This is a genomic window from Streptomyces nigrescens, from assembly GCF_027626975.1.
Taxonomy (GTDB): Bacteria; Actinomycetota; Actinomycetes; order Streptomycetales; family Streptomycetaceae; genus Streptomyces; species Streptomyces nigrescens.
Genome location: NZ_CP114203.1, coordinates 9490644 through 9513687, shown reverse-complemented (window position 1 = coordinate 9513687; position 23044 = coordinate 9490644). Strand labels below are relative to the sequence as shown.

The window sequence follows — 23044 nt, the reverse complement described above, 5'->3', positions numbered from 1 at the left end:
CCCGCGGAGCGGGTACCATAGCGCTGCGCGCTATGCAAGCGAACACCCATGCTTCGCATGGGTGTTGCTCCCGCTCCGCGGGAGCGTTCGCGGGATGCTTCGCATCCCGCACAACCGGGCCGCTGCGCGGCCCGGTTGACGTTCCGTCCGCTTCGCTCCCTGAACGGGTCCGGGTTGACCTCCGTGAACGGGGCTTACGCTTCGCTTCAGCCCCTACCGGACGGGCCGCTGTAACTCCCCGCCGAACAGCTCTTCCGGCTCCGCCTCCAGGGCCTTGAAAGCCCGCTGACGCGGGCCGGCTAACTACGGGGGTGGGGGTCGCTCGATCGTGTCGAGTTCCAGTGTAGTGCATGCATCAGAGAGATACAGCATGTAGGGTTGGTGAAAATAAGGCACACCCTCCAACAGCCTGGAACACTCCCTCATCTTTCGATAGGAACGACCGCAGATGAACGGTCACAGTGAATCTACCGGAAAAGCATCCGCGCTGAGCAGCGATTCCGTGCGCCGGGTGACGCAGTACCAGGCGGCGGGCACCAACGCCCGGTTGAAGCTGTTCGTGCTCCTGGAGGCGCAGGGCGTGCCTGCGGCGGAGGCGGATGACCTGGTGGCCGCGCTGGAGGCCGGCGCGGTGACTGGGGCGCAGTGCGAGGTGGTCGAGCTGGACGGCATGGCGCCGGCCTCTTCGGGCCCGGGGTTCGCGGACGGCTGGGATGAGGGCGTGATGGCTGTGAGCGAGGCCCTGGTGGGCATCGCGGACCGGGACTGGTCGCGGCGTGGTGGTCGGTCGGGGCCGCTGAACTGGCCGTACATCTCGCGGATGTGAGGCAGCGTGAGCGGGCCGACCTGGTGCTGCTTGAGGAGTTCGTCCGGGGGACCGTGCTACCGCGCACGCACCCGAACACCACCGAGCGGCGCCGGGTGCTGGAGGCGCTGGGCGAGGCCGGCGGTCTGTGCACGGCACGGACGGTGGAGATGTCCAGCGGGGACGTCATCCTCTGCACGCGAGAGGCCGGGCACTACGACCCGGACGACCTGCCGGGGTGGAAGCGCGGCAGGTCGGACAAGACGCCCGGCAGCTGGCACCTCGCGGACGGGTCGATCTGGAGTGACGCCGGTGCGGCTTGCTATCCGCACGCGGCCGTCTGAACAACCACGGGAATTTAGGCATCGGGGAGGCAAGGAAATGTCAGTGATTCCGCTCAAGGAACACCAGGTAGACCAGAAGTCGAGTTTCCGGAAGTGGGTTGGATTTCCTGCAAGATCTTTTGTGCCTCCGGAGGGAGCGCGTGCCACGGGCGTGTCCGCGACCGGGTCGGGCAAGACGATCACGGCCGCTGCGAGCGCGCTGGACTATTTCCCCGAGAGTCGGATTCTGGTGATGGTGCCCACGCTGGACCTGATCGTGCAGAGCGCGCAGTCCTGGCGCCGGGTGGGACACCGCTCCCCCATGGTCGCGGTGTGCTCGGTGGACAACGACCCGGTGCTGAACGAGCTCGGCGTGCGCACCACCACCAACCCGATCCAGCTTGCCCTGTGGGCCGGCAAGGGGCCGGTCGTCGTGTTCGCCACGTACGCCTCCCTGGTGGACCGTGAGGACCCCACCGACCCCACGGGGCAGCGGAAGGTTCGCGGGCCGCTGGAGACGGCCCTGGCGGGCGGAGAAGGGCTGTACGGACAGTCGATGGCAGGGTTCGACCTCGCCGTCCTGGACGAAGGGCACATGACGGCCGGGGACATCGGCCGGCCCTGGGCAGCGATCCACGACAACAGCCGGATCCCCGTCGACTTCCGCTTCTACCTCACCGCGACCCCGCGCATCCTGGCCGCGCCGCGGCCCCAGCGCGGCCGGGACGGCCAGGAGCTGGTGATCGCCTCGATGGAAGCCGACTCCCGCACCTACGGCACCAGGATCTTCGACCTCGGACTGGCGGAAGCGGTGGAACGCTCGATCCTCGCAGGGTTCGAGCTCGACGTGCTGGAAATCCGCGACCCAGACCCAGTCTTGGGGCTGTCCGAGGACGCGCTGCGCGGGCGGCGCCTCGCGCTGCTGCAGGCCGCGTTGCTGGAGCACGCCGCAGCGAGGAACCTGCATACCGTCATGACTTTCCACCAGCGGGTTGAAGAAGCCCGGGGGTTCGCCGAGCAGATGCCGGCCACCGCCGCCGAGCTGCACACCGCCGAGGCCTCCGAGGCGGCCTTCGCTCATGCGGAGGAGCTGCCGGCGTCCTCCATCGACGCCGAGCTGTACGAGCTGGAGGAAGGCCGCCACGTCCCGCCGCAGAGGGTGTGGGCCGACTGGCTGTGCGGCGACCACCCCGTCGCCCACCGGCGCGAGGTGATCGGACAGTTCGCCAACGGCATCAACGCCACCGGCAAGCGGGTCCACCGCGCGTTCCTCGCCTCCGTGCGCGCCCTGGGCGTCGGGGTCGACATCACCGGGCTGCGCGGCGTGGAGGCGGTGTGCATCGTCGGCTCCCGCACCTCCCAGGTCGACATCGTCCAGAACATCGGCCGGGCACTGCGGCCAAATCCGGACGGCACCGTCAAGACCGCCCGGATCATCATCCCGATCTTCCTTCGGCCCGGCGAAGACCCCAAGGACATGGTGGCCTCCGCCAGCTATCAGCCGCTGGTCGACATCCTCCAAGGCCTGCGCTCACACTCGGAGCGCATGGTCGACCAGCTCGCCTCCCGCGCCCTCACCCGCGGCCAGGAGCGCCGGCGCCTCCATGTCCGGCCGGCTCCCGGCAGCGCGGGGACAGAGGGCGAAGAGGCGGAGGAGACCGAGAGCGAGGGGCAGCGGGAGGTGGACCGCGTCGATGCGGTGGTGGTCAACTTCGCCCAGCCCCGCGACGCCGCCGACATCGCCGCACTGACCCGATGCCGCGTCATCCGACCCCAGTCACTGGTCTGGCTCGAGGGCTACCAAGCCCTACGACGCTGGCGCGCCGAGCACGAGCTCACCGGACTCCACGCCGTCGCGTACGACGTCGAGACCGCGGCCGGCTCGACGGACGCTTTTCCGCTGGGACGGTGGGTGCACCAACAGCGCCGGGCGCTGCGGGCCGGCGAACTCGACCCCCACCGCAAAACCCTCCTCGACGAAGCCGGCATGGTCTGGGAACCCGGCGAAGAAGCCTGGGAGACCAAACTCGCCGCACTCCGCTCCTACCACCGAGCCACCGGACACCTCGCCCCCCGCCAAGACGCCGTCTGGGGCGAAGGCCAGGAGATGGTGCCCATCGGGCAGCACCTGGCCAACCTCCGCCGCAAAGGCGGCCTCGGCAAGAACCCGGAACGGGCCGCTGTGCGCGCGGAGCAGCTGACCGCGATCGACCCGGACTGGAACTGCCCGTGGCCGCTGGACTGGCAACGCCACTACCGGGTGCTCGCCGATCTCGTCGACGCCGACGGCCACCTGCCCCACATCGCACCGGGCGTCGTCTTCGACGGCGACGACCTCGGCACATGGCGGTGGCGCCAACAAGAGCCAGGCACCTGGGCGCAACTGACCACCGAACAACAGGAACGGCTCTCCCGGCTGGGCATCCAGCCCCTTGAGGCGCCGGCTGTAGCCCCGGCAGAGGAGCATGCGGCCAAGGGACAGGGCAAGGCGCGGCAGGCGTTCCAACGCGGCCTCACCGCCCTCGCGCAATGGATCGAGCGGGAAGGAGACCGGCCGGTGCCCCGCGGCCACAGCGAGACGATCGCGGTCGACGGCGGTGAGGCGGAGCCGGTGGTCGTAAAGCTGGGCGTATGGGTCTCCAACACCAAAACGAGACGGGACCGGCTGGCCCCCGAGCAGCGCGCCGCGCTGCGGGAGCTGGGCGTGGAATGGGCGTGAGAATCTGCTGTCGAACCCTGTACGTGGGGAAGGCCCGACGACATCAGTACGCTCCGGACCTTCCGCTGAGCAAGGCATCGTGCAAGCCTCGCAACTCAGGCGTCTGCGGGATCCATGGACATGGCGATGAGTGGGGAAAGGCGGTCCAGGCCGGTTCCGCGTCCGCGGAAGGCGACGTTGCGTACTCCGTTGCGCAGAGCCGCCAGGTGCATAGCCACGTCGATCCCGTTGGCCAGGTCTGATAGCGGCAGCGCGATCGGTACGCAACCATGGTGCGGACTGCGGCCTCGGTGGCGCGCCCCGTCCCAGGTGGCTGAGCAGGCCCCGACCACCACCATGTGCGGGCCGTCGTCAGCGCACGCGGGTCGCCCTCCACGAACAGCAACAGCGGACCGTCGGCCAGCGCGGTCAGGCGAGACGGCAGCCGTGTATACCGCTGAGTGGACGTACGCATACGGCTCGCTAAGGTGGCACGGGCGGAGGGGCACCACAGACACGGCACCCCTCCTGTTCGAGACTTCAAGAGGTCACTTCTTGGCGGAACGCCTCTTAACCGTCTCTACCACGGTGATCGTGGGGTGACGACGCGCATATTCCATCGTCACCATCCGACCCGTCTTGGCGCTCCGGGCTCGCTGCCCGGAGCCGCCGGCGGTCTTTTTGGCCATGAGGTTCACCTCCCTCCCCACGAGACGCAACATGGACAACAAAATTCTACGAGTGGGCACTGACAACCAAGTCGTCAAGTCACTACGCCTGACGTCCCAGCAGCCCCGCTCTACCCACGGTCGGGGTCGCCCTGGCTAACCTTGATGAGCACGTCATAGGGATCTGGGCAGCGTGCTTGACGGGTTACAGCTGCTGCTGTCCAACTCGCCGACTCCCCCGCCGTCTCTGTACATTGGGCAGGCCCGATCGTCTCCACCGGTGTCTGCGGGGTATTCCGAGAGTTGGAATATCTGAGTCCACCATCTGAATGGGATGCCACCGCGAATCAGGGCGGCGTTTGATCTCCGTGGCGAGCTACGTCAGCTGCGTAAGCGGCCCAGTCTCCTGCGGCAATCTGCTGCCAGATGACGACGACGTCGACCTGGATCCCGAGCAGGCGGGCCAGGAACCCTGCTGGAAGCCCGGCTGCCAGGGTGAACAAGGCAGTTGAACGGTCCGGGCGGGGGCGCAGTCCCATTCTCTTCAGCCGCTCGTCGAGGCCGGCGAAGTCGATGTGTTCACCGGGACGGCGCCCAGGAAACAGCCAGGGGCTTGCGTCTGGAGTGTGGGGCTTGGAACGCGTTTTGCGCGTGTCAGCAAGCTCCCGGACGAGACCTGCGAGCGGTTCAGGGAGGGTGACCGGCGTACTCCCGAACAGGATCCGGGTGTGACCACCTTCTAAAACCACGTGATCGATGGTGAGCCGGCAAATGGTTCTGGGGCGCTGGGCGTAGAGAAGGAGCAGAAGTCCGGCGACGCGGTCCGGGGTGGTGAGAGTGGTGTCGTGGAGCAGGCGTCGTACGTCGGTCCAGCGACGTTCGCTGTCGATGCTGTGGGCTGGGCCCATCCAACGGACTGCAGGATAGGTCAGTCCCGTGGCGTGCCCGTGAGAGACCGACCAGCGGACAAAGTGGCTGGTTTCACAGGGGTAGGTGGAGTGGGGAGAGGTGATCCATCGCTCGAGGTCGGGCTGGGTACAGGTAGCGAGGGCGAGGTGTTGTTCTCGGAGCCAGTCCAGGAAATTCACCGCCGCGGTGATGTGGGTACGGACATTGGCGGCCTGAAGCCTCGTGGCGGGTGCGTTGTTCAGACGGTTGCGGAGGCGGCGCAGATGGTGCCAGACGGCGTATCCATGAAGGATTCGGTGTTCAACAGGATCGGTACGGTCCTTCAGGGCCTGGGCGGTCCAACGTTCCAGTCGGGTGAGGTATTCGTCGCGGGCGGGCAGGGCTTGAGTGGCAACGAGGATTCCTCGCAGATGCGAAACCGCTTTGTTGAAGGGCAGTTCGTCCAGGGTTGCGTGAGTCAAGGGGCGCGGGTCGGCGTCGATGGCGCGCAGCAGAGTGATGACCCTCGGCAGTTTCAGCCAGGCCATGGTCGTGTCCGGCCGTCCGTTGTTGAGGAGGGCTTCGTACAGCGGAGTGAGACGTTCAGGGAGGTGCTGGCCGGACCCGCCGAGGTATTCGCGCAGCCGCCGGCCGAGAACGCACCTGGGGCAGGTGCGGGTGGTGAGCTGCCAGGGAGCGTCGCAGGTCTTACAGCGACTCCAGGCAGCCGGGTCCGGGTTGACGCAGCTGGCGCATAGAGGGGCCTCGCGCGTTCCACCCCGTGTAGGTGCGGTGGTCCCGCATCCGCTGCACGTAGCCCAGCGTTTCTCGCATCCGTCGCACCAGGGCTCACCGGTGACGGGTGAGACCCAGCCAGGTCCCGTGCGTCGGCACATGGTGCAGGTCACCTGTTGGCGCGGGCGGCAGCTGACGCACCGCGGCCCATCGGCAAGACGGCTGGCCACTCTGCGGCGGCGGCCGCAGCTACGGCACTCTTCATGATTGGCAGGGTCGTTGACGACGCAGTCTGCACAGACCGGCCCGCCATCAAGATCGCGGGCAGCCGGATCCCGCACAGCACCGCAGAGGGTGCAGGGGACGGCTCTGACCCGCCCGTAACAGGTCCTGCAGATTCGTTGTCCGTCGACCATGGGCCGTAGCCGCACTGTCCGGTGGCAGCGGGGGCAGGACGGTCGGGTGATCCCGGTGGCACCTGCAGCGAGGAGTGCGTCGATGAACCTCAGCGCTGCCTGCGAAGCGAGATGCCCCTGGCCGGTGAGAAGTTCGGGCCGGGCGAGGAACTCTCGGGCCATCCTCTCCTGCTGCAGCACGTAATGGCATGCCTGTTGCGTCGCCCGCTCGACCGTCTGCTCACTCAAACCCGGGCTGTGGCCCCTGACCAGCGCGGCCAGAGCGGGGATGGCTTGCGGGTCGCTATCGGGGCAGCGATGGCACCGTGGTTTCCCCTCCCGGTCCCGGCTGACGGTCTTGCGTGCCTTGCCGCATCCGGCGCAGGGCCTGTGTTCCTCGAAGCACGAGCCACACCCCCAGGTGCCGGCAGCCCAGTACGAAATCTTGCGTTGTTCACGGTCACACCGTGAACAACGCGGTGCAGCGACATTGCCTGCGCCGGCTGCCTGTAAGGCCAAGAGCAGTTCGGCAACAGCTTTCGGAGCCGGTGGACGGCCCGTACGCAGTACCTGCGGATCGGCCTCCAGCGCATCGGCCAGACGGCGCCGTTTAGACCGTTCGGAAGTGATGCTCACGATGACATCGCGCACCTGGTCCGGAGAGAGGTGCTGTTCGATGCGGCAGACGTGGGAGACGATCCGCTGAACTGGATCGGAGGCGTACTCGGCCTCGGATGCGGGGGTCACTCGTCGGCCCTGCTGATACGGGCACGTGTGGGTCTCAGATCACCGACCCCGTGTTCGCCACCGGCCCCACCCGCTGCGGCCCTCTTCCTCTTCGCGGACTCGGCTGCCACGACAGGCTCGATGAGATCGTCCATCGAACAGTCGAGGATGTCGAGCAACGCCATGAGGATCTTCAGGCTCAGCCGCTCCGGTCGCTCCACGGCCAGCCGGTAGACCTGGCTGGTGGACAAGGTGATGCCGCGCGCCGCCAGAGGCGGAATCAGGTCGGTGGTGGAGAACATGCCGCGGTCCGCCATGACGTGCCGAAGGTGCCATCGGTAGTCGAGCTTCGCGTTCATCCGTGCCCGCCTACAGTCGACGGCTCGGCAAAAGCAGGTGCGAGCGCCCGCTGCAGAGCGCTGTTCATGAAGGCATCGCTGACATGGGTATAGGTGGCAAGAGAGCTGTCGCACTCATGACCGACCTGTTGCTGCAGGAACCGCCGGTCGACCCCGTCCTCCGTGAGATGAGTGATGTAGGAGTGGCGCAGCGAGTGCGGAACGAGAGCGCGGGGCAGACCCAGCGCATCGCGGTAGGCGACGAACCGGGCATTGATCTCTGCGGGCTTGACCCGGCCTCCCCGTTCGGTCAGCCACAAGGCAGGGTGCTCCGTACAGCCGAACCTCGGCCGGACGTTCTCGACGTAGTCCCGCACCGCCTCCACCGCCCAGTCCATCACCGCCAGCACGTTCCGGCGCCTCGGCGGCTGTCCCCGCTTGGCCTTTCCGTAGCGCACGTTCAGCATCCCGTAACGGCCGAACTGCGGCGCCTTCGCGTTACGGCCGAAATCGACGAGATCGAGCTTCGACGTTTCCGTGCGCCGCAATCCCCAGCCATAGACAACTTTGAACAAGGTGGCATCCCGGTACGCCACGAGCGCGCCCTTGCGTCGGGCGCGCACCGCACGATCGACCTGCTCATCGGCATAGTCGAGGAACCGCTGCAGCTCCTCGCGGGTGAAGGGCCGGGCTTCCGGATCACCCTCATAGCCGTTCAGATGAGCGATCGTGTTCCACTCGTGGCAAATCGCCACCGGGTGCGTACCGAACTCCGCCTCACACACCTCCGCCCACCCATAGCGTGCATCGGTCACGTACTCGCTGAACAAACGCAGCTCACACTGGTACGCACGCACCGTGGACGGAGCCAGATGTCTCTCCCCCATCAAAGACGCCGACCACTCATACACGTGAGCCGGCGTCCATTCCCAGGGGTACTCGTTCGTGAACTCCAAGAAGCGTTGCACGGTCCGTTCCCTCGCTTCGACCGTGTCCGCTTTCAGCCCACGCGCGGACTGCTGAGCACGCCATCCCCGCAACATCGCCTCCACCATCGCGTCCTGCGGCCGCATCTGCACCACGCCAGCGACCAGCTCCAGATGCGCGGCACCAGCAAGCTCGCTCCCGTGTCGAGAACCCACTCCCAGGACCTCCCGTCTCCCGGGCAAATCCTGCATCAGACGGGATCAATCCTCCAACTGCCCTGATAAAAGGCCGGGTTCGGAGTAGCGTACGAAGGCTTAGCCGCCCCGTAGTGACCTCACGACCTGCGACAACTCACCCACCTAATGCAATACCCAAGGGTCCCCCTACCAGGTCGTCTGCGTCGACGTGACGGACACCCAGTTCCAGGCCGCGCTGCTGCTCGGCGCTGAGGGCCGGTCGGACGCGGTCCGCGGAGCTCGGCTCGCCGCGCTCCAGACCGCCATGGTGAAAGCCTCCGCGGAGGAGAACTTCCGCCGCACGCTGGTCTTCCACCACCAGGTGCGGGAAGCCGAGGCGTTCGCGGCCGGCCTGCCCGACGTCGCCGCCCAGCTGCACGACAGCGACCCTGAGCTGTACCCGCGCAGGATCTGGGCGGACTGGCTGTACGGCAACCACAAACCCCTCCACCGCCGCCGCGTCCTCAGAGAGTTCGCTGACGGGATCTCCACGGACGGCACAGTGGTAGAGAAGGCCTACCTGGGGTCCGTGAAAGTGCTCGGGGAAGGCGTCGACACCCACAACTGCGACTCCGTGTACTGGGCCGACGTACGCGGCTCCATGCCCGACCTCGTCCAGGCAGTGGGGCGTGCGCTGCGGATGCAGCCGGGTGAGGGAAAAGTCGCCAGCCTGGTGGTGCCGGTTCTGCTCGGGCCCGGGGAGACGGCGGACAACATGCTGACCTCCAAGGCCTACGGCGGACTCGCCAAGCTGCTCGAGGCGCTCCGCGCGCACGACGCCAGGGTGGTCGAGGCGCTGGCCGAGCAACAGGCGCCCAGCCGCTACAAGCCCGTCCAGAAGGACTCGGAAGGCAAGAAGCAGGGCGGTGAGGGTGGGGACGGAGGACCTTCCACTCCTGCGAAGGCGCTGCTGAAGTTCTCCACACCGCGCGACCCCGCACAGCTGGCCGCATTCATCAACCTGCGCGTCCTCAACCCGGAACGCGAGCACTGGCGGCGCGGTGTGGAGGCCGCCGTCATCTACGCCCGCGAGCACGATGACCTGCGGGTGCCATTCACGTACCGCGTCCCAGAACGTGAGGAAGCCGAGGGGGTGGGGTGGCCGGCCTCGCTCGCCAACTTCCGGCTGGGCCAGTGGGTCGCCGACGCCAGGCGCTTCTACGCCCGCGGCGACATGGACGAGGACCGCGTCGCGCAGCTGGACAAGCTCGGCATGATCTGGTCCCGCTTCGACGTCGCCTGGGAGGAAGGCCTGACCTCCGCGCGCGGATGGGCCGCCCAACACGGCCACCTCCTGGCCCCGCTCGACGCCACGTTCCAGGGCGCGGCGGTGGGCATCTGGTTGAAGAACGCGCGGGCCGCGGCGAGGAAGGCGCTGGAGATCGAACAGCGGCGTGCCGAGGGGCTGCCCGTGGAGTCATCAGCCGGGGCCATGTCGCAGGAACGGCGCGAGCAGCTGGAGGACATCGACCCGTCCTGGTGCCCAGCCTGGCCGGTGGAGTGGCAGCGGGCCTTCCACCTGACCCGGCAGCATCTGGACGAGAGCGGGACGCTGCCCACCGCGGCGGGCGACGTCGTACGCCAGGGCGAGGACCTCGGTCGGTGGGTGCGGTCGGTCCGGCTGGGCTGGGACAACCTGACGACCGTGCAGCAGTGGATGTGCGAGCAGATCCTCGGCATCGAGCCCGCGACCGAGAACGAGAAGCCGCCCGCGCGCCGCCCCCAGGCCGACAAGTGGGCGATGAACTACGAGGCCGCCCGCCAGTTCTACGAACGCGAAGGACACCTGCGGGTGCCGAGGAAGCACGTGGAGACAATCACCGTCGGCGGGGACGGCGGGGAGGACCAGGCGCAGCGAGACGTACCGCTGAAGCTCGGTGCCTGGGTCGGGAACCAGCGGTCCCGGGCCGCGACACTGTCCCCGGCGCGGGTGGAGCAACTATCCAAGATCGGGATGCGCTGGGTGTGATGGGCATCGTCATCACCGCGTCGCCGCGCTCGCGGCCGGCCATCAGCTGGGCGGTTGCGCCCGTGGCGGCACCTGGGCGGCTGGGCGGCCGATCAGGTCCGCTTCGCCGGGGTGGCACCGGGCGGGAGGCGTCGTCGTCCTGGTCCACGTCGTCACCGCGCCGCGCACCAGCTGGCGCGTGATGCGCGCCCCGGCCACCGCGACGCGGGCGCCCGGCGCCCGGCGCCCATACGCGATCCGGACTGGGCCGCCACCCGCATCCGTAGAGACAAGGGAGGAGCAGCATGAGCACCGAGCAGCACGGCGCGGACGCGGACGCGTAGGGCCAGCAGGTCTTGACGGCGGGGCTGCGGTCTACGTGGGCCTTGGTCGATCCGGGCGAATTGCCCTGCATCGCTGAGTCAGTCTTCTCGGCTTCGCCGGCCTCGCCATCCGAGGTCGCGTCAAAGCGAGGGGTGCGTGCAGTGTCGCGGGGCCCGTTTACGGGTGGGTGTCGGCGGGTGGCGCGCCAACAGGGGGAAGTTCGGGAGGGTTTGCCGGGTTTCGGACAGCGGCTTGAAAGTATCTGATGACAGCAAGTGTCCCCATTTATACGCTCCGCCAGGTGCTTGTGTCGCAGGCACATGACGTGGAGGTACACGGATGTCGGACAGTACGCCGCCGGCCGCTGACGGAACCGATGAACTCAGCACGACGAGGGAGGAGCGGGTCGCACGGCTGCGGAACCTGCTCTCGGGGGCCCGGTCGGACACGCGGTGGGCACAGCGTCTGCGGGCGAACCGGAGCAGCAACATTCTGATCGAGACGGCGCTGCATGCCGCTGCCCGGCTCAGTGAGGGGCTGGTGCTGTCGGATCTGGAGCAGCAGCTGGTTGATCAGATGGCCCGGATCGTGTCGGTGGAGGAGGTCGCGGAGTACGGCAAGCTCTTCAAGGACGCCCCCGGCACCGCGGAGTTCTTCCCGGCCGGTGTGGAGCGGATTCCCCTGGAGCGCTCCTACTCGCTGGCGGACTACGCGGCCGACCAGGAGGTCCTGGTCCGCGACGCGCTGGCCCAGCCCAACGTCAACACCATCGACCTGAGTTCCCTGCCTGAGGGGGAGCCGCTGGACAGCCTGGACAGTGAGGAATTCATCGCCGCGATGGGTGAGCACGGCTCCGCGCTCACTCTGGTGACCGCCCCTCGGTCCGCAGAGGAGACCATGCCGGCGACCTTCACCTTGAAGCCGCACAAGTTCATGAGCGTGGACGGGTCCGATGAGATCGGGGCCGACGAGTTCTACTGGGCCGCGGGCGCAGGCAGCGACGAGGCGGCGCGCCGCGAGTACCGGTCCGGTGTCTTCGGGAGCATGTACACCGGCAATACCCGCAGCTTCGGCGGCTCGGACATCCTCTTCCACGGGCCCGTGGACCGGTTCTGCTTCATTGACATCGAAGCGTGGGAGGAGGACAGCGGCGGCATCTTCCACCAGATCAGCAAGTACCTGTACCAGGTCTCCGACAAGGCGCTGGAGGCAGCCGAAAGGGGGCAGGCTTCCGGGATTCCGGACGACAATGCCCAGGCCGGCGCCGGCGCACTTGCGCTGTTCGGGTTCGTCACCAAGTTCGTCGGCTGGCTCTTCTCCCTCTTCGAGAACAAGGACGACTTCGTCGCCCACCGCTCCCTCGGCTTCACCCGCGAGGCGCTCGTCGCGCTGAGCAAGGTCCCCGGTGGCGTGGGGTGGCCCGCCGGTCTGGCCGTCTATGAGTTCAACGGCGGCAAGGAGGGTCACCTCAGGCTGTGGATCCGCACCCTTGCCGAGCCCGAGCCCAACCACGTCGCCCTCCTGACCCACAGCGGGTCCTGGAGCGCCCCGACGCTGGCCTGGCCCGGAGCCAAGACCCCCTCCGCGCCCGCCCTGGCCTTCCACGCCGGTGACCTGTACTGCGCGGTCCGCGGCGTCGGCGACCAGATCTGGGTCAGCCGGCGCCAAGGCAGCAGCTGGAGCACCTTCGCCATGGTCCCTGGACATCTCACGAGGCGACCGCCGGCCCTCGCCTCGTTCAACGGCAGGCTCTACCTGGCCCACACCGCCCACAACGGCCAAACGGTCGTCACCTCCTCCACCAACGGCAAAGACTGGTCAGCCCCCGTCAACCTCTCCGGCACCACCGCGCACTCCCCCGCCCTGGCCGTCCACGCCGGCAAGCTGCACTACGCGGCCTGCGGAGGCAACGGCGGCATCTACCTGTCCACCCTCGCCCCCGGCGGCACCTGGTCCGGGTTCGCCGGCGTCCCCGGCAGCGAGACAGAGGCGGCAGCCGTGACACTGGCCAGCCACCTGGGCAAGCTCTACATGGGCAGCCGCAACAGGGCCACCAACCGCGTGATGATCACCATGCACAACGGCACCGCGTGGGAACGTCCGTACGCCATCAACAACGGGACCACCCCGGACATCCCTGCCCTGGCTTCCGGCGGCACCACCTTGTACTGCGCGGTCCGCGGCGGAGACCGCAAGATCTGGCTCACCCGCCTCACCGGCGCCGGCTGGCAGACGTTCGTGCCGATCACCCAAGCCGCAACGACCTACTCCTTCCCCGCCATCGCCGCCCGCGGCACCGACGACCTCGCCTTCGCCTACCGCTCCACCAACCTCTAACCACAGCGTCCTGCCCCACGGCCCTCCCGCGCAGGACACCTAAGCGGACCCAGCGGGCAACGACGAAGTGCGCGGGAATCTCCGTGGCTGAGCGGTGTCGTTGGCGAAGCTCGCCAACGACACCGCTCAGCCACACCAGCGGGGTGTGCGGCGCGGCCGGAGGCACGGTCGGACCGGTCGCCATAAAAGGGTGTCGGTGACCTTCACCGCGTGCTTGGCACCCGAGCGCGCGGCGCCGCGGGCGGTGCCGCCCATCTCCCGCACCGGCCGGTCCAATACCGCGGCCGCGGCCTCCGGCCCGGGGCCGGTCAGGTTCCACAGCGTCTCGGAGACCAGATGGCCGTTGGCGTTGGTGCGGCCGGCCGAGCCGGGCGACTCCACCAGGCCGTCGCGGCCGAGGTCGAGGCAGCCGTTGCGGACGGTCTGCGCGCTGGCCGTGCCCGGACACATCAGCTGCCGGATCTGCCCGGCGGTCGCCACCTTCACCACACCCAGCGCGGCGAGGAGCATCTGCCGCGTCCTGGCCGTCGACCCGTACGGCCGACGCTTCGTTCCGCCCACTGCCCACCCCTCCCAGTGCACCGGTCGCGGCCGGTGCGTCCTCTGGGCCGTACGGCCACGAGCCCGGCCCGGAACCCGACGGCTCTCCCCCAATTCACTAACGCCCACCACTGACGAGGAGGGGGGAAGGAGGGTTGTCGAAGTGCCGGCGGCCCCTTACCCAGGGGATCTGACCTGCAGCTTTGTCCCCTCACACCGGAGACGGTGGCGTAGGGGGGTGGTAGGGGAAACCGTAGGGCGCACAGCAGGAGGCACGCTGCGCGGGAAGCCTCAACGCCCATCAACACCAAGGTGCTTACCACCGGGCGGAATGCGGGCGGGTGCTCAGAGCGGTACCCGGCGGCTGCTCCCTCTGTCGCCGGGCCCGCGGCTGCACCCTCGGGGAATCGTCGTCATGCCGGCACTGTTGCATCGACCGAGGGACCGGCGCCGCACGGGCAGGGAGCACGGAGACCACAAGGTCGTCCGCCCGACAGGATCCGGGCCCCGGGATCGCGGTACGCCCGCCGCGCTCTCAGACCAGGATGTATTTCCGCAGGAGGACTTGTTCATGACTGGCCGGCCCTTGACGCTCATGGCAGTGCACGCCCATCCCGACGACGAGGCCACCGGAACCGGAGGGGTCCTCGCGCGGTACGCGGCGGAGGGCATCCGCACGGTTCTCGTGACGTGTACCGACGGCGGTTGCGGTGACGGACCAGGGGGTGCCAAGCCGGGCGACCCCGGGCACGATCCGGCGGCCGTCGCCTTGATGCGCCGTCAAGAACTCCAGGCGAGCTGTGAAGCCCTGAAGATCAGCGATCTGGAAATGCTGGACTACGCCGACTCCGGGATGATGGGCTGGCCGAGCAACGACGCCCCTGGATCCTTCTGGCAGACCCCCGTGGAGGAAGGCGCCGCCCGACTCGCGGAACTCATGCGGCACTACCGACCCGATGTGGTTGTCACCTATGACGAGAACGGCTTCTACGGCCACCCCGACCACATCCAGGCCCACCGCATCACGATGGCGGCGCTGGAGATGACCGCGCTGACACCGAAGGTGTACTGGACGACGATGCCCCGCTCGATGATGCAGCGGTTCGGGGAGATCGTGCGCGAGTTCCATGAGGACATGCCGGAGCCGGATCCTGCTGAGGCCGCCGCGATGGCCGAGATCGGCCTCCCCGACGATGAGATCACCACGTGGGTGGACACCACCGCATTCAGCGGTCAGAAGTTCGACGCGCTGGCCGCACACGCCAGTCAGGGCGAGAACATATTCTTCCTCAAGATGGGCAAGGAGAGGTTCGGCGAGTTGATGGGCATGGAGACCTTCGTACGTGTCCAGGACGCCACCGGCGGGGCCGTACCCGAGAACGATCTCTTCGCCGGACTGCGCTGATCCGACCGTCCGGCCGGGGCCTGCGAAGGTCATCAGCCGCACAGCACGATCGAGCGCGCCGCACACCCGGAGGCCTGTCCACGCGGGTTCCGCTCCGGCAGCCCGCGACCTCCTGGCAACCGTACAGGTGGGAGACCTGCGGGCTGCCGCACGGACATGCGCCGTCGTCAGCACCCCCGGCCGCATCGAGCTCCAGCAGCCGCGCCACCAGCACCGGCCGGGCACCCCAAACGCGCCGTGACCTCACCCCACACGCCCGGCTCCCCACCCCCTACCTTCCTCCCGGACACCGACGCCCACCACCGCGCAGCCGCGCGGCCACTGAAGGATCAGAAAGGATCAGAAGTGCCGTTCCCGAGACAGCGGAGCGGGGTGGGGTGTACCGCCCATGACAGCCGCACCCGCTACGCCTCGATGGCACCTGTCGGCTGACACTGCCCCAGCTCCTCGATGGCACCGGCATCACCCTCCGCCGCCACGGCACACCCGACCGCCGAACTCATCCTCACTCCACGCGCGGCCCGGCACCTCTCCACCCTCACCCGCCCCTCCCCCACCTGACGCGCGCCCTGCCCACCTCCCCTCCGCGACGCCACCCACGACACCGAGGCGGCCGCGTACTGGACGCGGCTCAAGACCGAGCAGCAGCCCGTCCGCGCCTGCACCCTGTGCACCCGCCACCGCAGCGACGCCACCGCCCCGGCCTGGGTTCAACCGGCGCCGCACCGGCTGATGTGCCCACGCCCCCAGCAAGCAGCCCCGACCCGCGGCTCACTTCCGCCCTGCGCACCTGGGCCGCGCCGGAGCTTGTCGCCGCGTACCACGCACACCAGCGACTCCTACGAGACCCCGCGCGGCCACCGCCTGGACCGCTGCACGCGCCGTCACCACCCGCTGGTACGACCACCAGCAACACCTCACCCACCGCCGGCACAACCGCCTGACCGACTCTGCGCGGCCAACGCCCCCTGACCACCACGGGCAACGCCTCCCCACCCTCCTGGCGCGCGACCTGGTCACCCATCCCGAAACCGTCCGCCTCGCCCGCGCACTCGCCGCCTCCCGAACCGGCCACACCGCGAGACCGGCAAGGCTCTCAACCTCATCGCCCACCGACTCGGACTGCCCCGCCTGGCCAGCAACGCGAACGATCCCCTCCGGTCTTCCTCACCACACACGCCACTGACCAGCATCATCCGGAACCCCAAGCCCCCAGAGAGCGCAGCCGCCTGTAGACGCGCCACCACACCTACGAGAAATCCAAGATCAATCCCACACCACTACTGAACTGCAGGCCAAGCGCCCGAACAACCAAACCGAACACGACCCCAGACCACGTCATCAGGCCCGAACGCAGCCACTACCCTGCTCCCAAATCCCAGCCGAAAGACGGGACACCAAACCAAAGCCACCCAGTCCCCTGAAGAGCACTGCTCCGCCACAGCAGCAGGAACGGCTGACAAGGCTGGGTGTACAGCCCGCCGGGCCCCGGCGCCGCGGCCCGGCCGGCAAGGGCGCGAAGAGGTGCCCGGCAAGGCACAGCAGGCGTTCCGGCGGGCCTTGCGGCCCTCACGCAATGGACCGAGCGCGAAGGCCGCCGGCCGGTACCGCGCGGCATGGTGAGCAGGTCGCGGTCGGCGGCGAGACGGAGCCGGTGTTCGTGAAACTGGGCGCATGGGTCTCCAAGCGCATGGGGCTCCCACACCAAGGCCGCCGCCACAAGCTCACCTCCGAACAACGCGAGGCTCTACGGGAGTTGGGCATCGACTGGGCGTGAGGCCGCCACCGGCCGGTCGGGCCGCCCCTGTGCGGTCCTACGGACGGCTGGCCGCGGCGGACATACCCGAAGCCACCGGATGTGACGTCGTGAGTACGGGTACTCATGCACGAGTTATGGGCACCGCTTACCTTCGCGAGATGCCTAGGAATCCACGGGAGTCATCTGCTCCTGGCAGGAGCGGCTTATGCTGCTGTCTGCTGTTCGCCGCTCTCCCCCTTATCTGGTTCGTCGCCGCCCCGCTCCTGCCGGAGCAAGTGTTCTGGTTCCCCTTCTGGGTGGGAGCTGTCTTCTGGAACGGAGCGGACGGCCGAGGAGGCATCGGTGACTTGTTCAGCTGACGGTGGGCCATCGGAGGCGTGTGAGTTTGGGGCCCTCGCCAAGTCGGGCGGTGGCTGGCATGGCAGCGGGAGGCGGGCACCTGGGCGCAGCGGTCGGAAGAACAGCAGCCGGGGCCGTCCAGGCTGGGCGTGCAGCCTGCCTAGTGCTCTGGCCGGGAAGGTTCACCGGGGCGCGGCTGAGGTCGATGGGACGGGGCCGCAATCGGGCCGGGGTATGCGTTGGCCGCTGCGAAAACCGTTGGACACCTCCTGGGCGCGCCTGGAAGATTCCCGCTGTGTCAGACAAAGCCGAGCGCCGGACCCCAGCCTCCACGAGGGGGAAGTCCGTGCGCTTTGTTGAGTTGTCGAGCACGACCATGGGCGCCTTGCTGGAGGACGACCTGGCTCGAGCCAGTGCCGAAGCAGGTGTCGCTCTCACCGAGTACTTCGTCACCGACAGGGCAAAGTGGGTGTGGCAGTACCGGGTCAATCAGCTGACCTCCGACCCGGGTTGCGCGGGGTGGCTCACGCAGATGGTGGTAGCCGAGCCGGAAGGCGTCGTCGTGGGGTATGCCGGGTTCCATGGGCCGCCGGATGAGGCGGGCATGGTGGAGCTCGGTTATTCGGTGATCCCCGTCCACCGTCGTCAGGGCTACGCCAGGGCGATCCTGACCGCACTGGTACGTCGGGCCGTTGCAGAGGCCCGCGTCAGGACCGTGCGGGTGACGATCAGTCCTGACAACACGGCATCCCTGGCCACGATTTCTGGATTTGGCTTCGTCGAGGTCGGAGAACAATGGGACGAGGAAGACGGCCTCGAGCTCATATTTGAAGTTCCTGTGTGATCAAGCTGCTGCTGGAAGCGGTCGGCTTCCCAGCGGATGCCTTTCTCGCTGCGGATGCGGGCGCGTTCGTTGCGCTGGCGGGGCGAGCACGTCGGGGGCGGGCGTTGGCCGCGTTGCGCCGGCGCAGGTGGGCATGCAGGCCCGGGTCTGCGCAGGGTGGCTGTGGTGGTGGGAGTTGGCCAGGGTGAACTGCCGTAGCGGGCCGAAGTGGGCCTCGATCGGGTTGGCCCAGGATGCGTAGGTTGGGGTATGGCACAGCTCGGCCTTGTTCTTCTTCGCCCTCGTCGGATGTGCGCGCCGGTATGGGGTGTCCGCGCCGGTTTGGGCGGAGAGGTTGTCCAAGGTGATGTAGATCGGGGCGCCGTCGGGGCGGGCGGCGTGGATCGATTTCAGTGCGGTCAGGCTGTTGGGGGTGCCTTTGCGGCGGCGGTTGACGCCCCACAGCCGGTCGTCGCCGGCGGAGTAGCAGCCGTGGAAGTAGGTCACGCCGTGGGTACGGCGGAAGGTCGCCGGGAGCCGGTTGGCTTGCCCTGCTTCGGCCAGCAGGAGACCGCGGTGGGCCTGATCCCCAACGGCCCGAGCTCGTCGAAGGCGAAGACCCGGTCCGGGAAGCCTTCCTGCACCTCCTCGGTCCGGTCGAGCTTGGCGTCGCGCTCGGGATCGGGGGCTCCTTCCATGTCTTGGTGCGCTGGAAGGAGATGCCACGGCGCAGGAGCAGGCACCGTAAGGCTGCACGGCCGATGCGGATGGCGCGTTTGTGCACGCGGCGCAGGTAGGCGGCGAGTTTGCGGATGGACCAGCGGGTGAAGGGCCGGCCGAGTTGGTGGGCGGGTGGTGGCTGTCTGGACGACGAAGTCCCCGTCGTCAGGCTTGAGCAGGCGGGGACGGCTCCCGCCCCTGAGGTCCGGGCAGGCCAGGCTGATCTTGTTGAACCGGTGGATCACCTCCCGGACCGTGTCCCGGTCGGCTGGACCAGCTGGGCTATGGCCGGGACACGGTTTCCGCCGGCGGACGCCAGCAGCATCATCGCCCGCCGGTAGCGCACCGAGTTGGTACTGCCCCGGCGCACGGTCTGCTGCAGCTTCTGCCTTTCCTGATCGGTCAGTCTGCGCACCCGCACAGGTCGGCCACCACACCTCCGGCCGTTGGAACGGACTTCACCGCCCGTCCAACCGTTCTGCCGCCCCCGGCGAACCTATGCGGACACCCCCTAGGCGCCTTGTCCCGCCCCGACGGCCGTGTGTTCGGTGAAGAGGTCGAGCCAGGCGTTGTAGTGCGGCCTGTGGCCCTTGCGCAGTGGGTGGGACGGGAAGGCCCGGCCGGCCGGTGCCATGTGGTCACAGCGAGCAGAGCGTCGTCGACGGCGAGAGGGCCGGTAGCAGTCCGGCTCGGGGTATGGATCTCCAGTGCCAAGCAGCGACGCGAAGATGCTGTCTGTTGAAGGGCCGGCGCGGGCTGACGGCGCTGTTCTGGTCGATCATCAGCCCGTACGGCGCCTTCCGTCTGGAGAGGGACGAGCGCCTGGGCCTCGGCTTCCTGCGGCCCTGCCCGGTCCGAAGAGCAGGGGATGCGGTGATCCGCTGTTCGGGGCTGCTGGTGGGGGTGTCTGGAGGATGCGGTCGGTGCCGGCGGAATCGTGGGGTGGCTCTGGTGGTCAGGGTGCGGGCGGGGTCAGCGCACGGTTCCGTTCCACTGCCAGTCGGCGCGGCGGGGCAGGCCGGGTAGTGGGATGCGGCCTGTGCACCACAGCAGAGTGTCGGACGGGGCGTGGCCGGACGGGGCGTCGGGGAAGAGGCGGGCGAGGGCGGCGGTGCTGAGGCTGTCGGGTGGGGTCCAGGGCAGGCCGAGGGCGCGGGTGATGTCGTAGGTGTGGACGGCCAGTTCGGTGATGCCCATGGCGGCGAAGCCGGTGGCGTCGGAGTGGCCCCAGGGGTGCCAGGCGCGTGCCTCGGCAGGCGTGTCGCGGACGGTGGAGGTGAGGAGGGTAGCGGCGATGCGCAGGCCGTCCAGGCAGGCGGGGACGGGGGCTTGGGGGTCGAGTGAGGCGAAGAGGGTGATGTAGCGGTCGTCGGGGCGGGCGATGAGCAGGCCGGTGTAGCCCATCAGGCCGAGGGCGAGGTGGTCGAGGGTCTGGCGGCAGGTCCAGTCGAGGGCGTGGGCGGGGCGTGACCAGTCCTGGTCGGCTTGTTGGAGGAGGGCGGCCAGGCAGTCGTCGGTGGCGGCGGCCAGGAGGTCCGTCCACGGCACAGTGGGAGCGGGAGCCGTCGGGTTTGGCGGGAGGTGAGGGGTGGCTGTTGGTGTCCGGGTCATTTGTTGGCCGCCGGGTTCTTGAGGATCTCGATCACGCTCGCGTAGCTGTCGGAGCCGTGGCCTGCGGCTTTGGTCCGTTGCATGGCGGACTTCAGGAGTTCGGGCAGGGCGTTGTCGATGCCGCGGGCCGCTGCCGCGTGGATGAGGTGGTCGATGGCCGCGATCTGCACGTCAACGGTGGCGTCGTCGCCCGGGTAGCGGCCGGCGTCCACCTGGGGGGCGTAGGTGGCAAGGAAGCCGGCCACGGCGGTCAGCCAGCGGATCGCGACCGGGGTGAAGGCCGTGGCCTGTGTGTTCTCCGCGCCGACCAGTGCGGTGCCGTGCAGCCAGCCGGTCATGGTGGACCACATCAGGCCGAGCAGGGCGGCGTCGTAGAGGGAGGCCAGGCCCGGGTCGGTGCCCAGGTGCAAGGGGTCTCCCAGGGTCGCCAGGGTCGGGCGGTGGGCTTCGAAGACGGTGTGGGAGCCGCTGTAGAGGAACATCATCTCGGGGTTGCCGACCCCCGGCGGGGTGGTCATGATGGCGCCGTCGAGGTAGTCGGCGGCGTGTGACCGGGCCCATGCGGCGGCCTGGTGGGCCTGCTCCGGGGAGCCGGAGGTGAGGTTGACCAGGGTCTTGCCCGTGAGGGAGCCGGCGACGGGGTCGAGGACGGCGTGCAGTACGTCGTAGTCCAGTACGCAAGCCAGGGTCAGCGGGCTCGCTGCGATCGCCTCCTGGGGGGTTGCGGCCAGGCGGGCGCCCCGGTCGAGAAGCGACTGGGCCCTGTGCGCCGTGCGGTTCCACACGGTGGTTTCGTGGCCGCGCTCCAGCAAGGCGGCGGCCAGCGCCGATCCCATTGAGCCCAAGCCGATGACGGTTACTGCCGGGCGATCAGAATGCATGCCACCACTCCCTGTACGTCCGCGTGCGGCGGTTGGTCACGTAGGACCAAGATCGCAGCGTGCGGCGGCCGGGAACAGTGACGCCGGTGACAGCAACCACCAAATTCCTGCCATACCCTTCGGGTATGAATCCTGGTTCCGTCGCCGTGGTCGTGGCCGAGGACATCGGCGTGCCCTCATGGGATCTGTACGAGTTGAGCATCCCCTGCACCGTCTTCGGCAAGCCGCAGCCGGACCTGGCCGACCCCTGGTACGACCTGCGGCTGTGCAGTACGGGCGAGCGTGAGCAGGACAGCTCTGCGGCCGGGGCCGGGGCCGGGGCCGGGGCCGGGGCCGGGGCCGGGCTGTCGATGCGAACCCGCTACGGGCTCGATGACCTTGCCGGCGCCGACACGGTCATCGTGCCCTCGGTGCCCGACGCTTGCGTCGAGGACGGCAGACCGCTGCCGCCGGCACTGATCACGGCCCTGCGCCACGCCTACGACGCAGGCGCCCGCATGGTCTCCCTGTGCACCGGCGCCTTCGCACTCGCCGAGGCGGGGCTGCTCGACGGACGACGCGCCACCGCCCATTGGATGCACACCGCTCAACTGGCCGAGCGCTACCCCAAGGTAGAAGTCGACGACTCGGTGCTGTACGTGGACGACGGCGATGTGCTCACCAGCGCCGGACTGACCGCTGGACTCGACCTCTGCCTCCATCTGGTACGCCGTGACCTGGGCGCACACGTCGCCAACCAGCTGGCCCGCCGGATGGTGGTACCCGCCCACCGGCCCGGCGGCCAGGCACAGTTCATCGACCTGTCCGTGCCCACCACCGACGACGGGAGCCTGGGCCCCGTCCTGGACTGGGCCCGCAGACACCTCGACCAGCCCCTGACGGTCGAGGATCTGGCGCAACGCGCAGCGATGAGCCCACGCACCCTCCACCGGCGGCTCCAGGCAGCCACCGGGACAACTCCCCTGCAGTGGCTCCTCAACCAGCGCCTGGGACGAGCCCAAAACCTGCTGGAATCAACGGACTTGCCCATCGAGAAAGTCGGGGAGCTCAGCGGCCTCGGCACAGCGAACAACCTCCGCCACCACTTCCTCAAACAGATCGGAGTGTCACCCAGCAACTACCGACGGGCCTTCCCCCGAACAATGCCCGACTCCGAGCCGCACCCCTCCCTGCCTGAGAACCGGGAGGGGGCCGGAGAGGGGTGACGGCGGACTGACCGCGGCGCATCCGATGCCCCGGTGACGCCGAGGGCGACGGCGTCAGACAATTGATGCCAGGCGCCGTCTGGGGCTCTCCTGCGCCGTGGCGCACCCGGCCGGCGTAAGCCGGTGTCGGGTCAGCCGCAGCAATCGCAGCCGGACGGCATCCGCACACGTCCGCCCCAGTGCCGACGGACAGCACCCCGCAACTGCCGGACCACGCAGCAACCCTCACCCGCCACGCATCACGGCGTCGAGGAACCGACGCATCCCGGCAAGTGAACTTAATGGCAAACCTGCACACCGGCCTGCTGCCCACCACTTCACCGGACGCCAACACAACGACGCGGGCTCGACAGCGCCACCCACAGCACCCTCTACACTCTCGCTGCCGGACACCCAACCCCCGACACTCCGAC

18 protein-coding genes are annotated in these 23044 nt (G+C 68.7%); 9 read left to right on the top strand and 9 right to left on the bottom strand.

The annotated features are described in order from the left end of the window. Positions 1-511 precede the first annotated feature (511 nt). From STRNI_RS41110 to STRNI_RS41100, 3 genes are read left to right on the top strand one after another with little or no spacing between them, the layout of a single operon-like run. On the top strand, positions 512-826 hold the full coding sequence (locus STRNI_RS41110; RefSeq protein ID WP_277410232.1) for a hypothetical protein: 315 nt from the start codon (positions 512-514) through the stop codon (positions 824-826). Beyond that, positions 823-1149: a hypothetical protein gene (locus STRNI_RS41105; RefSeq protein WP_277410233.1), complete on the top strand. Its 327-nt coding sequence runs from the start codon at positions 823-825 to the stop codon at positions 1147-1149. The genes STRNI_RS41110 and STRNI_RS41105 overlap by 4 nt, the downstream gene beginning before the upstream one ends. Before the next feature lie 37 nt (positions 1150-1186). Then, on the top strand, positions 1187-3847 hold the full coding sequence (locus STRNI_RS41100) for a DEAD/DEAH box helicase (RefSeq protein WP_277410234.1): 2661 nt from the start codon (positions 1187-1189) through the stop codon (positions 3845-3847). A gap of 527 nt (positions 3848-4374) precedes the next feature. Here STRNI_RS41100 and STRNI_RS41095 read toward each other — a convergent pair. From STRNI_RS41095 to STRNI_RS41080, 4 genes are all read right to left on the bottom strand, one after another. Then, positions 4375-4515, bottom strand: coding sequence for a hypothetical protein (locus tag STRNI_RS41095; RefSeq protein WP_277410235.1), 141 nt, complete (start codon positions 4513-4515; stop codon positions 4375-4377). 326 nt (positions 4516-4841) lie between these two features. Further along, positions 4842-5930 carry a site-specific integrase gene (locus STRNI_RS41090; protein WP_277410236.1) on the bottom strand — a complete coding sequence of 363 codons (1089 nt, stop codon included), beginning with the start codon at positions 5928-5930 and terminating at the stop codon, positions 4842-4844. Between the two features lie 1325 nt (positions 5931-7255). Beyond that, positions 7256-7597, bottom strand: a complete 342-nt coding sequence (locus STRNI_RS41085) for a helix-turn-helix domain-containing protein (RefSeq protein WP_277410237.1) — start codon at positions 7595-7597, stop codon at positions 7256-7258. Next, positions 7594-8718, bottom strand: coding sequence for a tyrosine-type recombinase/integrase (locus tag STRNI_RS41080; RefSeq protein ID WP_338149694.1), 1125 nt, complete (start codon positions 8716-8718; stop codon positions 7594-7596). The genes STRNI_RS41085 and STRNI_RS41080 overlap by 4 nt, the downstream gene beginning before the upstream one ends. Positions 8719-8908: 190 nt before the next feature. On the opposite strand from STRNI_RS41080, the gene STRNI_RS41075 reads away from it, so the two are divergent. Together STRNI_RS41075 and STRNI_RS41070 are read left to right on the top strand one after the other, a co-directional pair. Next, positions 8909-10708 (top strand): helicase associated domain-containing protein, encoded by a 1800-nt coding sequence (locus tag STRNI_RS41075; protein WP_381845846.1) that lies wholly within the window; start codon positions 8909-8911, stop codon positions 10706-10708. Between the two features lie 642 nt (positions 10709-11350). Continuing rightward, positions 11351-13348 carry a PLL family lectin gene (locus STRNI_RS41070; protein ID WP_277413173.1) on the top strand — a complete coding sequence of 666 codons (1998 nt, stop codon included), beginning with the start codon at positions 11351-11353 and terminating at the stop codon, positions 13346-13348. 126 nt (positions 13349-13474) lie between these two features. On the opposite strand, the gene STRNI_RS41065 is transcribed toward STRNI_RS41070, so the two are convergent. After that, positions 13475-13909, bottom strand: coding sequence for a hypothetical protein (locus tag STRNI_RS41065; RefSeq protein ID WP_277413172.1), 435 nt, complete (start codon positions 13907-13909; stop codon positions 13475-13477). Between the two features lie 550 nt (positions 13910-14459). Here STRNI_RS41065 and STRNI_RS41060 point away from each other — a divergent pair. From STRNI_RS41060 to STRNI_RS41050, 3 genes are all read left to right on the top strand, one after another. Beyond that, positions 14460-15293 carry a PIG-L family deacetylase gene (locus tag STRNI_RS41060; protein ID WP_026170351.1) on the top strand — a complete coding sequence of 278 codons (834 nt, stop codon included), beginning with the start codon at positions 14460-14462 and terminating at the stop codon, positions 15291-15293. A 1576-nt stretch (positions 15294-16869) separates the two neighbouring features. Continuing rightward, positions 16870-17070, top strand: coding sequence for a helicase associated domain-containing protein (locus STRNI_RS41055; RefSeq protein ID WP_277413171.1), 201 nt, complete (start codon positions 16870-16872; stop codon positions 17068-17070). 667 nt (positions 17071-17737) lie between these two features. Next, positions 17738-18235: a GNAT family N-acetyltransferase gene (locus tag STRNI_RS41050; RefSeq protein ID WP_277413170.1), complete on the top strand. Its 498-nt coding sequence runs from the start codon at positions 17738-17740 to the stop codon at positions 18233-18235. On the opposite strand, the gene STRNI_RS41450 is transcribed toward STRNI_RS41050, so the two are convergent. The 4 genes from STRNI_RS41450 to STRNI_RS41035 form a co-directional block, all read right to left on the bottom strand. Beyond that, complete coding sequence (locus tag STRNI_RS41450; RefSeq protein WP_338149802.1) at positions 18236-18721, bottom strand: hypothetical protein; 486 nt, start codon at positions 18719-18721, stop codon at positions 18236-18238. Further along, positions 18718-18912, bottom strand: a complete 195-nt coding sequence (locus STRNI_RS41445) for a hypothetical protein (protein ID WP_338149801.1) — start codon at positions 18910-18912, stop codon at positions 18718-18720. The genes STRNI_RS41450 and STRNI_RS41445 overlap by 4 nt, the downstream gene beginning before the upstream one ends. Before the next feature lie 994 nt (positions 18913-19906). Further along, complete coding sequence (locus STRNI_RS41040; RefSeq protein WP_381845844.1) at positions 19907-20545, bottom strand: maleylpyruvate isomerase N-terminal domain-containing protein; 639 nt, start codon at positions 20543-20545, stop codon at positions 19907-19909. Continuing rightward, positions 20542-21426, bottom strand: coding sequence for an NAD(P)-dependent oxidoreductase (locus STRNI_RS41035; RefSeq protein ID WP_277413168.1), 885 nt, complete (start codon positions 21424-21426; stop codon positions 20542-20544). The genes STRNI_RS41040 and STRNI_RS41035 overlap by 4 nt, the downstream gene beginning before the upstream one ends. A gap of 146 nt (positions 21427-21572) precedes the next feature. Here STRNI_RS41035 and STRNI_RS41030 point away from each other — a divergent pair, with 146 nt between their 5' ends. Beyond that, on the top strand, positions 21573-22631 hold the full coding sequence (locus STRNI_RS41030; protein ID WP_417817484.1) for a GlxA family transcriptional regulator: 1059 nt from the start codon (positions 21573-21575) through the stop codon (positions 22629-22631). Positions 22632-23044 lie beyond the last annotated feature (413 nt).